This is a genomic window from Gemmatimonadaceae bacterium, assembly GCA_036003045.1.
Taxonomy (GTDB): domain Bacteria; phylum Gemmatimonadota; class Gemmatimonadetes; order Gemmatimonadales; family Gemmatimonadaceae; genus JAQBQB01.
On sequence record DASYSS010000017.1, the window covers coordinates 39,045 to 52,061 of the forward strand.

Annotated in this window: 11 protein-coding genes; 9 read left to right on the forward strand and 2 right to left on the reverse strand. The window is 66.3% G+C overall.

The genetic code is table 11. The features are described from left to right. Nucleotides 1-117 precede the first annotated feature (117 nt). The 5 genes from VGQ44_02280 to VGQ44_02300 are packed head-to-tail and all read left to right on the forward strand — an operon-like array spanning nt 118 to nt 5,043. Nucleotides 118-444: a hypothetical protein gene (locus VGQ44_02280; protein HEV8445611.1), complete on the forward strand. Its 327-nt coding sequence runs from the start codon at nt 118-120 to the stop codon at nt 442-444. Further along, the gene (locus VGQ44_02285) at nt 441-1,340 is read left to right on the forward strand and encodes an RNA polymerase sigma-70 factor (protein ID HEV8445612.1); all 900 of its coding nucleotides are present in this window, start codon (nt 441-443) and stop codon (nt 1,338-1,340) included. Before VGQ44_02280 ends, VGQ44_02285 begins: the two co-directional genes overlap by 4 nt. Before the next feature lie 45 nt (nt 1,341-1,385). Further along, nucleotides 1,386-1,952 carry a hypothetical protein gene (locus VGQ44_02290; GenBank protein HEV8445613.1) on the forward strand — a complete coding sequence of 189 codons (567 nt, stop codon included), beginning with the start codon at nt 1,386-1,388 and terminating at the stop codon, nt 1,950-1,952. Nucleotides 1,953-1,993: 41 nt separating this feature from the next. Continuing rightward, the gene (locus VGQ44_02295) at nt 1,994-2,353 is read left to right on the forward strand and encodes a PadR family transcriptional regulator (protein ID HEV8445614.1); all 360 of its coding nucleotides are present in this window, start codon (nt 1,994-1,996) and stop codon (nt 2,351-2,353) included. Next, entirely contained in the window at nt 2,350-5,043 is a 2,694-nt protein-coding gene (locus VGQ44_02300) for an ABC transporter permease (GenBank protein ID HEV8445615.1), read from the forward strand. Before VGQ44_02295 ends, VGQ44_02300 begins: the two co-directional genes overlap by 4 nt. Nucleotides 5,044-5,065: 22 nt before the next feature. Here the strand turns inward: VGQ44_02300 and VGQ44_02305 are convergent, their stop codons facing one another. Both VGQ44_02305 and VGQ44_02310 read right to left on the reverse strand, forming a co-directional pair. Next, nucleotides 5,066-5,638 (reverse strand): hypothetical protein, encoded by a 573-nt coding sequence (locus VGQ44_02305; GenBank protein HEV8445616.1) that lies wholly within the window; start codon nt 5,636-5,638, stop codon nt 5,066-5,068. 10 nt (nt 5,639-5,648) lie between these two features. Continuing rightward, entirely contained in the window at nt 5,649-7,709 is a 2,061-nt protein-coding gene (locus VGQ44_02310; protein ID HEV8445617.1) for an NPCBM/NEW2 domain-containing protein, read from the reverse strand. Between the two features lie 159 nt (nt 7,710-7,868). Here VGQ44_02310 and VGQ44_02315 point away from each other — a divergent pair, with 159 nt between their 5' ends. The 4 genes from VGQ44_02315 (at nt 7,869) to VGQ44_02330 (ending at nt 12,955) form a co-directional block, all read left to right on the forward strand. After that, nucleotides 7,869-8,333, forward strand: coding sequence for a hypothetical protein (locus VGQ44_02315; protein ID HEV8445618.1), 465 nt, complete (start codon nt 7,869-7,871; stop codon nt 8,331-8,333). Nucleotides 8,334-8,600: 267 nt separating this feature from the next. Further along, nucleotides 8,601-8,942, forward strand: coding sequence for a PadR family transcriptional regulator (locus tag VGQ44_02320; GenBank protein ID HEV8445619.1), 342 nt, complete (start codon nt 8,601-8,603; stop codon nt 8,940-8,942). Next, nucleotides 8,939-11,563 carry an ADOP family duplicated permease gene (locus VGQ44_02325; protein HEV8445620.1) on the forward strand — a complete coding sequence of 875 codons (2,625 nt, stop codon included), beginning with the start codon at nt 8,939-8,941 and terminating at the stop codon, nt 11,561-11,563. The genes VGQ44_02320 and VGQ44_02325 overlap by 4 nt, the downstream gene beginning before the upstream one ends. Before the next feature lie 54 nt (nt 11,564-11,617). Beyond that, nucleotides 11,618-12,955 carry an NAD(P)/FAD-dependent oxidoreductase gene (locus tag VGQ44_02330; protein ID HEV8445621.1) on the forward strand — a complete coding sequence of 446 codons (1,338 nt, stop codon included), beginning with the start codon at nt 11,618-11,620 and terminating at the stop codon, nt 12,953-12,955. Nucleotides 12,956-13,017: the final 62 nt, after the last annotated feature.

Sequence of the window (13,017 nt, forward strand, 5' to 3'; positions counted from 1 at the left end):
CAGATCCACGCCTGTCACAACTCCGCAGCCAATCCTGTCTATATAGCGAATAGCGGTTCGGCGGCCCGGCCATTGCGGGGGTCGCCGTACCGCGGCTCGCATCGGATTGGAGGAGGAATGCTTTTCAGAAAGGCGCGCACACGACAGACGCGCATCGCGCGCGCATTCTATTGTGACATCCTGGAAGGCCGACAAGTGTGGGACGGAGAGCGCGAACGGCGCGCGGATCTGTCGTTCATCGTCGAGGGAACGCGCATCGACGTCGGTGCGAGCGGGCCGGCCGACGACAGCGAGGCGGTCGTTCTCTCGGTTCCCAACCCGGACGCGGTGGCTGAGCGATGCTGGGATGCCGGCTACAGCGTTCGCGTGGCCGATGAGGCCACGGGTGAGACGGCGCTGTCCGTGATCGATCCATTCGGCCGCCGCATCGATCTCGTCCGATGACGTCTGTGCCGAACCCCAGCGAAACTCGCTCGGATGTCTTCGCGTCGACGCGACCGCTGCTCTTCGCGATCGCGTATCGCATGCTCGGCAGCGTCACCGACGCCGAGGACCTGGTGCAAGACGCGTATCTCCGATGGCTCGAGGCGCCGGAGAGGGATGTGCGGGCGCCGCGCGCGTATCTCGCGACGATCGTCACTCGGCTCGCCATCAATCACATGCAGTCGGCGCGTACCAGACGCGAAACCTACGTGGGGCCGTGGCTCCCGGAGCCGCTCATGACCGAACACGCGCCCGATGCCTCCGAGCCCCTCGAGCTGGCGGAGTCGTTGTCGATGGCGTTTTTGATGATGCTCGAGCGACTGTCGCCGACCGAACGTGCCGTGCTGCTCCTGCACGACGTGTTCGAGTTCGACTATTCCGAGATCGCGCGCATCGTCGACAAGTCCGAGGTGAACTGCCGCCAACTGCTGACGCGCGCGAAAAAGCACATCGGCGAACCGCGCGTGCGCTTCGACGTCGACCCGGCACAGGGCGACCGATTGCTCCACCGATTCATCGAGGCAACGCGTGCCGGCGACATCGACGGGTTGGTCGGCGTGCTCGCGGAGGACATCACGCTCTGGGGCGATGGCGGCGGCAAAGTCACGGGCGCGGCGTTGCGCCCGGTTCACGGCGCGGGATCGGTGGCGAAATTCGTGGTTCAGCGGGCCCGAAGCGGTGCGTCGCCCGAAAACACGCTGCGTCCGACGCGGATCAACGGGCAACCGGGCTTCGTCATTTACCGCGATGGACAACCGCTCGCGGCGCTCGTTCTCGATGTCCGCGACGAGCGGATCCACAACATCTACGCGATCGCGAATCCCGACAAGCTCCACGCTCTCGCCTTGCCGGCGTAGCGGGTGGGGGAGGCGGCTTCACATCGCATCGGAGGATGCTCATCCATGTATTCCATATTTCTGTTCCTGCACATCGTCGGCGCGCTCGGCATTTTCGCCGGCATGGCAATCGAACAAGCTGCGCTGATCAACCTGCGTCGCGCGAGAACGATCTCGCAGGCCAGCGAGTGGCTGTCGCTGTCGCGCGGGCTGCAGCGCTTCGCCGGACCGTCGGCTCTGGCCCTGCTCGCCACCGGCGTCTACATGATGGTCACGCGCTGGAGCCATCAGGCGTGGGCGGGGCTCGGGCTCGTCGGCATGATTCTGCTTGCATTGATCGGCGCGCTGGTCACCGGGCGACGAATGAAGCCGATTGGACAAGCGCTACTCTCCGGCGACGCGAGCGGACCGCTTCCTACGACGGTGCGCGAGCGACTCGCCGATCCCGCGCTACGATTGTCGGCGTGGGTGCGCCTCGGGCTGGCGCTCGGAATCGTGTTCAACATGTCCGTGAAACCTGGAACGACAGGAGCCGTCGCCGCCCTGCTGGTCGGATCGGCGATCGGAGCGCTGGCGGCGCAACTCGCCGGTGGATTCTCACGCCCAATGCGTCGGCCCGCGGCGCAAGAGTAGAGGGTCTTGACCAACTATAGCCACTGTGGCTATAGTTGGCCATGACGGTCGATCGCGACGAGGTCGCGGCGCTCCTTCCCCTCCCGCCCGCCACCTTTCACATCCTGCTCGCTCTTCTGGACGAGGATCGGCACGGCTATGCGATCATCCAGGATGTCGAAGAGCGCACGGGCGGCGAGCTGCGCATGAGCGCCGGAACGCTCTACCGCTCGATCGCGCGGATGGTCGAGCAGGGACTCATCAGCGAGGTCGCGAAGCGCCGCCCCGACGATGACGACGCGCGGCGGCGTTACTACCGGCTGACGGCCTTGGGCAACGCCGTGGCGCGCGCCGAGATGGGCCGTCTTTCCGACCTCGTGCGTCTGGCCCGTCAACGAGGACTCACGCCGGGGACGACGTGAGGCGCCTCTATCGCGCGCTGCTCCATCTCTACCCACGACGCTTCAGCGAAGAATACGGCGAGGAGCTGTGGCGCGCTTTCGAGCAATCCGCGCGCCACCGCTCGACGCTCGGCCGGCTCGCGGCGGCGCTGAGCGACGTCATGCCGAACGCGATCGCCGCGCACTGGGATGTTCTGCGGCACGGCGCCGCCGCCGGAACGACCTGGCCCGCATTCGGGAGCGACATCCGCTTCGCATTTCGACAGATCAAGGCCGCGCCTCTCGTTTCCGGCGTCGTGATCGCCGTGCTTGCGCTCGGCATCGGGATCAACGCCGGTCTGCTCACCGTTCTCGACATCTTCGTGTGGCAGCCGGCGCCCGGCATTTCGCGCGACGCGTCGCTCGCGCGCCTGCTGCCTCGCGCGTCACGCCCCAACGGGCGGGGGGAGAAGAGCTCGACTTCCCTGTCGTACCCCGAGATTCTCGAGCTCCGGGAGCGGCGCGACGTCTTCGCGGATGTCGCCGGTTGGACGAGTCTACCCCTCGGGGTCGATTTGGGCGCCGGCGCCGAATCGATGACGACCTTTTTTCCGACAGCGAATTTGTTCCGCGTGCTTCGCGTGTCGCTCGCCGCCGGGGCCGGCTTTCCCGACGAAGCCGACCGATCGTACGTGCCATCCGCCATCATTCCGCACTCGATCTGGATGACGCACTTCGGCGGGTTGCCGGATGTGATCGGAAAGACGATCCGCGTGATGAATCAACCGTTCACCATCGTCGGCGTCGCCCCGCCGCTTTTCAACGGACCCGACATCCAGGCGTTCGGACAGCCGGCGATCTGGGTTCCCCTGGGCACACGCGGGTCGCTCGCGCCGAGCGATGCTCGAGATGTCTCGGCTCGGCGGACTGTGGCCTTCCGAACAGTCGCGCGGCTCGCGCCAGGCGTCGCGCCAGACGACGTCGCCCGGATGACGACAGCGACCGCGACGCGACTCGCGCAGCTCGAGCCGACGAGGCATGCGAGTCTAACGATCGACGCAGTACGACTCACCGCCATGCGCCCCGGTGGCGACCGGACGGAGACGATCGCCGGGATCGCGCTCGTTGCCGCGCTGATCGTCGTGATCACCTGCACCAACGTCAGCGCGCTGCTCCTCGGACGCGCGGCGGCGCGTCGCCGGGAGATCGCGGTCCGGCTCGCCCTCGGCGCGACGCGGCGCCGGCTCATTCGACAAATGCTGACGGAGTCGCTCGTCCACGCGCTGCTCGGCGCCACGGTCGCGCTCGTGTTGTATGCCGTGGTCATCAAGCTCGCGTACGCGACCATTCCCGACATCATTTATGGGTTGACGCCGCGGCTGCCGACGTTTCTCTCCGCGGCCGCGCTCGCGCTTGTGACGACGATCGTCTTCGGCCTCGCGCCCGCGCTGCACGCGACGAACGCCGACATCGGCGAGGCGATGAAGAACAGCGGGAGCGGCTCCATTCAGCGTTCGCGGGTGCAGACGTTGTTCGTCGTAGCGCAATTGGCGTGCAGCCAACCGGTGCTAGTCGTCACGTCGCTCGTGCTGGCGGACTTACGCGCGTCGGCAAACGAGAACGCGTCACGGGCGCCGGCGTCAGTGATCACGATGGCGTCGACGTTGATGAGGCCCGAGCATTCTGCGGCGTCTGAGAGTCGCGACGCCGTGGCGGATCTCCGTGCTGTGCAGTCGATTCGCGACCGACTCGAGCGCGTTCCGGCTGTGCTTTCGGTCGGCCTCAGCACGGAGGGCGCCGGCGTCAGCGCGGAGGGCGAGGAGGGAAGGTCGATCGTCATAACCGGGCGAGCGGACGTGGCGGCCGGCGGCGGAGTTCCGACGCGCCTTCATCAACTCTACGTGAGCTCGGGATACCTCGCGACGCTCGGACGGCCGATCACTCGCGGTCGCGCGCTCACTCCGGATGACGATCGCGCGGGTTCATCGGCCGTCGTCGTCAACGAGGCAGCGGCATCGGCTCTCTGGCCCGGTGAGAATCCAATAGGCAAACGTCTCTCACGCCAATCCGACGACGGACTGCAATCGACGCCGCTCGAGGTGGTCGGCGTGGTTGGCCGCGCTCCTTACGAGGGTGAAGAGACGGAACCGACCGCGCTGGTCTACGCGCCGCTTTCGACGGCCTCGGGTTGGTGGGACGCGAGACTTGCCGTGCGAACGGCAGGAGACGCTCGCGCGACGCTGCCACAGCTACGCGCCGCCATTCGCGAAGTAGAGCCCTACGCCGCCCTCGGCGACATCTCGACGCTGGCGGAGCGCTACGCGGCGCAGCGGCAAGAGGCGGTGCAGTCGAACGCCGCCGCGTTCGCGACCGGCGCCGCCGCGTTGGTGCTCGCGTCACTCGGTCTCTACGCGATCATCGCGTTCGCGGTCGCGCAGCGTACGCGGGAAATCGGCGTGCGCATGGCGATGGGCGCGAGCCCGAAGCGCGTGGTTCAGGAATTCTTCAAGAACGGCGTCCGCGTATCGGCGATCGGTCTCGCGATCGGACTGCCGGCGACGGTGATCGGCATCAGACTCGTCAAAGCAAGTCTCTTCGGATTCACGATTCACAACGTCGCCGCGGTGCTCGTCGTCGTGCCGATGCTCATCGCCGTGGCGGGGGTGGCGAGCTGGCTGCCGGCGCGGCGCGCCGGGCGAGTCGACCCGCTGATCGCGTTGCGGGCCGAATAGGTCGCAACGTTCGCGACGCTGCCTATTTCCTGCTCATTCCGATCCGGTTGACGACGGCTTCGTCGAGCTCGATGTCCCAGGCGAGTGTGAGCTGCTCTTCCGGCGTGTCCGCTCCGGCCGCATAAGTCCCCTTGCTCTCCAAGTGCAGCCGCCCGCCGGCGTACCGATAGTTCGAGAACCACTTGGCGATGTCGGCCTGGAGATACGCCACAGTGCGCACGACGGTGGTTCCCGGAATGATGTACGTGAGATTCGCCTGTGTGATTCGGTTGTCTTTGTCGAGGAAGAGGACGAGATACGCCGCGCCGGAACGATTCAGTGCGGTGTCGTCCCTGTTGTTCTTGACGAGGCGGGCGCGCGCCGTCGCGTCGATCGATGCCGCGTACATCTGGATCGCGAGCGCGTTGACTCGCCCGCCGAAGAATTCGTCTGTAAGGCTGACGAACGCGCTCGTGGCGTCGACGTGGCTCTTTCCGAGCGTTAGGACCTTCGACTTCTGGACGTCGAGATCAAATCGGCCGCGCGGCGGCGCGACCGAGAGCAGCGCCACAGACGCAACTGGAAGCCAAATCCACCGCATCGAATTCAGCCCCACGCTTCCACCTCTACTTCGCGATTCTCACGAAGACGGTCCCATGCCGCGGCACGACGCTCGAGAACCCGCCGTCGAACGCGCCGAGATCCTTTTGCCGCCAGAGATCTCGCACGATGCGCCGGCCGGTGATTCCCAACTCGCTCCACGACACCGAGACGTTCATGTCCATCTCGTCGCGGTTGAAGAGACCGACGGCAAACGATCCATCAGCGAGCGGGCGCGCCCACACCTCGAGCATGTCCTTCTTCGAGATGCGGTCCGCGGGTTTGCCGAGCGGGTCTTGGTGCACCGCGAGCACCTCGTCGTTGGTCACGAGGTTGAGCTCGAAGTCATCCATCTGCGTGAGGTCGTTGCCGAGCAAGAGCGGCGACGCGAGCAGCGTCCAGAGCGTGATGTGCACATACTGTTCGTTCGGCGTGAGACGCGAATCGCGGAGACGCGGACCCCAGCCGACTTTGCCGATGACGAGCATGTCGGGATCGTTCCAGTGTCCCGGCGACGCGTACTTCGAGTGGCCGACCTGCTGGAATCCGATGCCGGCCATGCTCTCCCAGGTGTCGGTGATGTCGCCCGTCGTGCGCCACGAATTGCCGGCGATGCCCGGCTCGGCACCCCACTCCCAAACGTTGCCCCAACCGTATTGGCACAGTGAAAAGACGATGTCGCGCGACACCTGGTCGAGCGCTGACCGTGCGACTTGATATGGACGCTTGAGGACCGGGAGCTGCTGGTTCGTTTCGCCGGGCGCGAGCACGCTCGAGTAGCTGCACCAGTCGTACTTGAGATAGTCCACGCCCCAGTCGGCGTACGTTCTAAAATCCTGAACTTCGTGCTGCCAACTCGCCTCGAGGCGCTGACACGTCGTGGGACCCGGTCCGGAGTAGATCCCGAACTTGAGTCCCTTACCATGGATGTAGTCCCCGAGGGCTTTCATGTTCGGGAACTTCTTGTTCGTGAGCATCGTGCCATCTTCGGCACGCACGGCACCCTCGAACAGCGGATCGGACTCGCGGGCGCTCCGCTCCCACCCGTCGTCGAGGTTGACGTACGTCCAACCGTGGTCGATGAGCCCCTTCGAGACCATCGCGTCGGCGGCTGCACGGGCGAGTGAATCGCTGACCGCGCGGCCGTAGGCGTTCCAGCTGTTCCAACCCATCGCCGGTGTGAGCGCGAGCTGTCCTTCCGCGACGAACGTAAACGGCTTCGACGCGGAACCCGCGGAATTCTTCGCGGTGAACGTGACGGGATAGCGGCCGCGCGCGGCAATCGTGCCGCGAATGATTCCAGTCGCCGGATCGAGCCGGAGTCCTTTGGGAAGATTCGTCGCACCGTAGGCGATCGGCACCGATCCGGTCGCCGGAATCTTGTAGAGAACGTCGTGGCCGGGTGTGACGCCGGTGAGTGACGGACCGTTGATGCGCGGAGCCGGTCCTGGTTTTGGCGTCAGAATCTCACGCGGTTCGACGGGAATGTCGATCGCCGTCGGCGTGGCGCCATTGACGGTGAACTTGGCGTCGGCCCAGTTGGCCGTGACGGCGCGGACGACGTCCACCTGCGTGACTTGCAGAACGAGCGTCTTGATGCCGCGCAGGTCGACGTCAAACGGCTCGGGTGCGTCGCCGCGCGACACCGGCTTGCTGACGTGCAGCACACGTCCGTCGCCCAAGGCGCGGAAGATGATGGGTGTGGGTGGCGGCGGCGCCGGCGGTTGAGCCCCAGGGGCCGCGTTGGGTGGCGGGGGAATGGGATTGTCATCCGCGCCGACGAGCGCCGAGAAGTGGTCGGCGCCGCCGTTCAGCTGGACGAAGAGGACGCTGTTGGCGCGTGTGCCGACGCCGCTCGCGAATTCCCTGCCCCCGATGTGAATCGGATTCCCATCGATGCTCTTGTTCGCTTGCGCGACAGTCTGAGGCGTCCCGCGTCCGCCGCCCGGCTGCACTTTCATCTTCGCGAGGTCGAGCGATGCGAGCGGGACGTCGGCGCGGCGTGGTCCGGCCGCGGCGATGGTGAACAGCAGCGCGGTTCCGGTGACGAACGACGCGGCCTTCGCCGAGCGTGAGATATTGGCCATGGTGATGCGCTGGGAGAGGCGACGGGCTAATGTAGCCGCCCGTTCCTGCCGGTCGCAAACAGCCTGGCGCTCCTCTCGCCTCTGACGGCGGCGGCGGTAGGTTAGGTGGCATGCAGGGAGATGCGCTCGTGGTGCCCGCACTCTCGCGCTGAGAATTCCGTGAAGACTTTTTCTCTCGTGTGTCTTCTTCTCATTGCGGCGGCCGGCCCATCCGGTGCGCAAGGACTCGTGCGCCTCGACTCGGCCGCCCTGGTGCGCGGTGCCCGATTCGGAACGTGGAGCGCGACGAACGGCAAGAGCACGTTCATCGGCACCTGGACCGCGGTTCCCGACACGACGAACGGCACCGTCACCGGAACGTGGACGCTCGCCGGCGCGGAAGGAAAGACGGTCGCTTTCGGCGGCTGGTCGGCGATCAAGGCGTCAGACCGATGGACAGGCGCATGGCGAGCGAACGTGACCGGCCGCGGCGGCGAGTACTCGGGTAGCTGGACCTCGAGCGTCGATCTCAAGCCGACGACGCGGTTCGCCGAAATGTTCGAGAAGGCGGCGCAGGCGATCGTCAGCGGAACATGGAGCATGGGCACGCAGACGGGAGCCTGGTCGATTCGGGCAGGGAAATAGCGTAAGAGCGCCTCCCATTCTGGAATCGCGAGCACTGGAAAGGACGGTGGCGCGCTAGAAATCGGACGTCTGATGTCAGACGTCCGACATCAGACGAGGCGTTTCTCGTTCGTCGCTCCGCCTGACGCTGCTGCCTGACCCTCGCGCCGAGAGTTTACCCTTCCGCAGCGACCCCGTTGAGCCAGCACCCCGCCCAACTCCTCTTCCTCCCTTGACCATTCGACAGGAACCTCCCTACCTTCCCTAGTCCGTTCGACAGGAGCCGCTGTGGCGACCTCGGCCGACGTTCTCCAGGGTACGCTTGATCTGCTCGTTCTCAAGGCACTTTCCCTCGCGCCGCTTCACGGCTGGGGGATCAGCCAACGCATTCAACAACTCTCGAAGGACGCGCTGCAGATCGGACAGGGGTCGCTCTACCCCGCCGTCTACCGCCTCGAGCGCAAAGGGCTCGTCACGAGCGAATGGAGCGTCACCGAAAACAATCGCGAGGCGAAGTATTATCGCTTGACGGCCGCGGGGCGCCGAGCGCTCGCCACGGAGCTCGATGACTGGCGCCGATTCGTCGGCGCGGTCGAGTTGGTCCTCGTCGCGAAGGAGGTGTCGCCATGACCGGCCGCGCGAGGTTCACCCTGTGGTTGCGGGCTCTTTTTCGCCGGCGTCGCGTCGAATCGGAGCTCGACCGCGAATTGCGGCTGCACCTCGAGCTCGAGACTGAAGAGAACGTCCGCCGCGGGATGACGCCGGCGGAGGCGCGCCGCCGAGCGCTCGTCGCATTCGGCGGCGTGGAGCGGACGAAGGAGGCGGTGCGCGACGAGCGCGAGACGCGCTGGCTGGATGAGATCTCGGCCGACGTCCGTTATGCCGTTCGCGGGTTTAGGCGCCAGCCGTGGTTCACGGTGACCGCCGTGCTACTCCTCGCGCTGGGCATCGGAGCGAATGTCGCGATCTTCAGCGTCGTACACCGGCTCATCTTGCGGCCGCTGCCGTTTGCCGACGGTAACCGCATGGTCAACCTGCAGGCCACGTACGGACACGGCGCGCTGGTGAGCGGATCGAGCCGGCGCTTCATCGACGAGTGGCGTGCGCGCGCGCGAGACGTCGTGTCGATCACGATGGTCGACGAACGGCGCTATGCGATCGGCGATACGGCGCGATCGCCGGAAAGTGTGTGGGGCGCGGCGATTCCGCCCGGCGCGCTCGCGTTCACCGGCGCGCATCCGGCAATGGGTCGCGACGTCATGGGGCAAGACACGCTGCCGAATGCGCCGCCGGTCGTCCTACTGAGCGACGGCATCTGGCAGCGGTTGTTCGGCGCGTCGACATCCGTCGTTGGACGGACGATTCTACTCGACGGAACGCCGCACACCATCATAGGTGTGATGCCGCCGGAGTTCCGACTTCCGTTCATCGACGGGAACGCCGTGTTCACGGCGCTTCCGGCGGCTGCGGCGAGCGATCGGGAGGTCACCGCCATCGCGAAGCTGGCGGACCGTCACGGCGTCGATGACGCGAACCGAGAAGTTGCCGGCATCTTCAATTCCATCCCGCGACCGCAGGGGTCGATTAGCGATCCGCCGCGCCTGCTCCGCGCGGTGGATCTGCTCGGCCGGCGATACCGTTTGATCGTCGAACTTCTCTTCGGCGCGGTCGGATTCGTTTTGCTCATCGCCTGTGCGAACGTCGCCAATCTCGTTCTCGCTCGGGCCTGGTCACGTCAACGCGAGTTCGCCGTCCGCGCGGCGATGGGCGCCGGCACCGCTCGGCTCGTGCGACAGGTGTTCACGGAAAGCATTTTGCTGGCGATCGGCGCCGGCGCGTTGAGTCTCGCTGTCGCCGCGATGGCGCTCCGCCTCATGGTCGCCGCGCAGCCGCCGCATTCGACGGAACTGAACAGCGCGACGTTGAGCGCGCCGGTGCTCGCCTGGAGTGTCGTCATTTCGGTCGTCGCCGGGCTCCTGTTCGGGCTCGCACCAGCGCTCTTCCTCGCCCGGCGCGACTCGGCCGATGTACTCAAGGATGGCGCGCGCACGGCGACGGGGTCGCGGGCCGCGAGACATGTCCGTTCGGTATTGGTCGTCGTCGAGGTGGCACTCTCGGTCGTGCTGCTCATCGGCTCAGGACTTCTCATTCGGACGCTCGTCGCCATGCAGCACATGGATTATGGTATCGAGCCGCGACATCTCGCCGCGGTGAGTCTGCGTCTCACCGACAAGAAGTTCACACTGGAGGGAAAACGAGACGCGCTGCGCGCGGCACTGGACCGCGTTCGAGCTGTTCCCGGCGTCGAGCAGGCGACGCTGGCGGAGCGCCTGCCTCCGGACAACGTGATCGGAGCGAGCCAGATCGAGATCGAAGGACGTACCGTCGGCGTCGGGGACAGTCTGTCGAGCTTCGTCTTCAACGGCGGCCCAGCCGACTTCTTCTCGATGCTCGGGATGCACTTCGTCGCGGGACGCGGGTTCACCGTGGACCCGACGCCCACCGACGTACACGCCGTGAGCGAAGTGGTGATCGGCGAAAGTTTCGCCAAACGGTTCTGGCCGAACGGCGGCGCCGTCGGCGCGCGGATTCGGCCGTTCTCGAAGCTGGGGTGGGCAACCATCGTGGGCGTCGTGCACGACATTCGCGAGCCCGGCGACGAACGGCGGGCATGGCATCCGCAACTCTTCATGCCGATGCCGGCATCGTCGCCTCATCCATTTTTGCTTTTTCGTTCGCGGCAGCCGCTCGACCGCATCCTTCCGTTGATCACCGCGGCGATTCGCGAAGCGAATCCCTTGATCGTGGTCGGGCCGGCCGCCACGGCCGACGCGCAGTTCGCCCACGCGATGGTCATGCACCGGTTCACCTTGACGCTGCTCGGCGCGTTCGCGGGACTCGCGCTGGTGCTGGCGATCGTCGGACTTCACAGCGTCGTGGCGTATTCGGTCGGCCAGCGGTCACGCGAAATCGGCGTGCGGATGGCGCTCGGTGCGGCGGCGACCAATGTCGTGGGGCTCGTGGTGCGCCAAGCGATGACGCTCGCGCTCGCTGGTGTGGCGGTCGGAGCCGTAGCGGGCGTCGCCGCCTCGCGAGCGCTGAGATCGATGTTGTACGGCGTCGGAACGACTGACCCGATCACGATCGCCGGGGTCGCCGTCGTGCTCGTGGCCGGAGCCCTCGCCGCCGCTTACGCGCCCGCCCGACGCGCGGCCAACGTCAACCCGGTCGACGCACTCCGCTCGGACTAGCCGTTGGCCGCACGGAGTATGCTTCTGTGAGCCATCAGCGCGGCGGAGGCGAGCATGGCGGCGACGTCGAGCAAGGTGAAACGAATCGTGGTCGTTGGCGGCGGCTTCAGCGGCGTCACGTTCGCTCGCCATCTCGAGCGACGCTGCAGCGGCCGCCAGAACGTGGAAATCACGCTCGTCAGCCGCGACAATTTTTTCGTCCTCACGCCGCTGCTCTTCGAGGCGTGTTCGGGGAGGCTCGAGCTCCGACATTGCGCGCAGCCGATTCGCCCGGCGCTGAAGCGCGCGCGATTCATCGAGGCGATGGTGCGCCAAGTGGACGTGGACCAGCGGCTCGTCAGCGCTGTCGCGTCCGATGGCACGAGCTACGAGTTGCCATATGACCACATCGTCGTCGCGCTGGGCGCGTCGACGAGCGAGAGCGTGATTCCCGGCTCGCCGTTCGCGTTCACGTTCAAGACGATGGCCGACGCGCTCTTGCTGCGAAATCACATCATCGAGCAGTTCGAGCGTGCCGACGCGGCGACCGACCCCGAATACCGGCGTCGCTGTCTCACGTTGGTCGTGATCGGCGGAGGACTCGTCGGCGTCGAGCTGCTCGGGGAGCTGACCGCCTTCGCCGAGGACGTACTGCGGTACTATCCGCGCATTCGGCGAGAGGAGATGTTCGTGCATCTGTTCGAGGCCGGACCGCGCATCCTTCCGGAGGTCGACGCGGAGCTCGCGGCCGTCGCCGCCGACGTGTTGCGCGAACGCGGCGCGCACATCATGACCGGCACGCCCGTGCGCGGGGTCGAGCCGACGCGCGTCCACCTCGCCGAGGGCAAATGCATCGACGCGGCGACGATCGTGCTCACGGCCGGCATCGTCCCGTCCTCGGTCGCGGCGGCGATGAAGGTGGCGCGAGACAAGAAGGGCCGCATCACCGTCGACGCGACGATGCGCAGCGTGAGTCATTCGGAGGTATGGGCCCTCGGCGACTGCGCGTCGATCCCGTCGCCCGACGGTCGGCCGTACCCCGCGCTCGCGCAGCACGCGGTCCGCGAAGCCAAACACCTCGCGCAAAACGTGGTGGGAGTGCTCGACGACAGGCCCCCCACTCCGTTCGTATTCAATTCCCTGGGAACGATGGCGTCGCTCGGTCACACGCGCGCCGTCGCAAAGATCTTCGGCGCGCAAGTCACGGGCTTTCCGGCGTGGTGGGTTCGCAGAACGTATTACCTACTACAGATGCCGCGCTGGGACCGAAGGCTCCGCATCGTGCTCGATTGGACGATCGCGCTCTTTTTCCGTCCGGACATCACGAAGGTCGAGTTGGTATCCGAACAGGTCCAGTCGCGCGAAGTCCCGGTCCAAGGCGCTCAAGCGTCAGGAATCCGGCGCGTCGGGTAGCCGATCACTCGCTCGAAACGACGAGCGCCGTGGCGAGCGAACTCGCCACGGCGCAGTCATCC

Coding starts and splice junctions, on each gene's coding strand:
- VGQ44_02280 (HEV8445611.1), top strand. CDS start 118: ATGCTTTTCAGAAAGGCGCGCACACGACAGACGCGCATCGCGCGCGCA.
- VGQ44_02325 (HEV8445620.1), top strand. CDS start 8,939: ATGACCGGCCGCGCGAGGTTCACCCTGTGGTTGCGGGCTCTTTTTCGC.
- VGQ44_02285 (HEV8445612.1), top strand. CDS start 441: ATGACGTCTGTGCCGAACCCCAGCGAAACTCGCTCGGATGTCTTCGCG.
- VGQ44_02295 (HEV8445614.1), top strand. CDS start 1,994: ATGACGGTCGATCGCGACGAGGTCGCGGCGCTCCTTCCCCTCCCGCCC.
- VGQ44_02310 (HEV8445617.1), bottom strand. CDS start 7,709: ATGGCCAATATCTCACGCTCGGCGAAGGCCGCGTCGTTCGTCACCGGA.
- VGQ44_02330 (HEV8445621.1), top strand. CDS start 11,618: ATGGCGGCGACGTCGAGCAAGGTGAAACGAATCGTGGTCGTTGGCGGC.
- VGQ44_02290 (HEV8445613.1), top strand. CDS start 1,386: ATGTATTCCATATTTCTGTTCCTGCACATCGTCGGCGCGCTCGGCATT.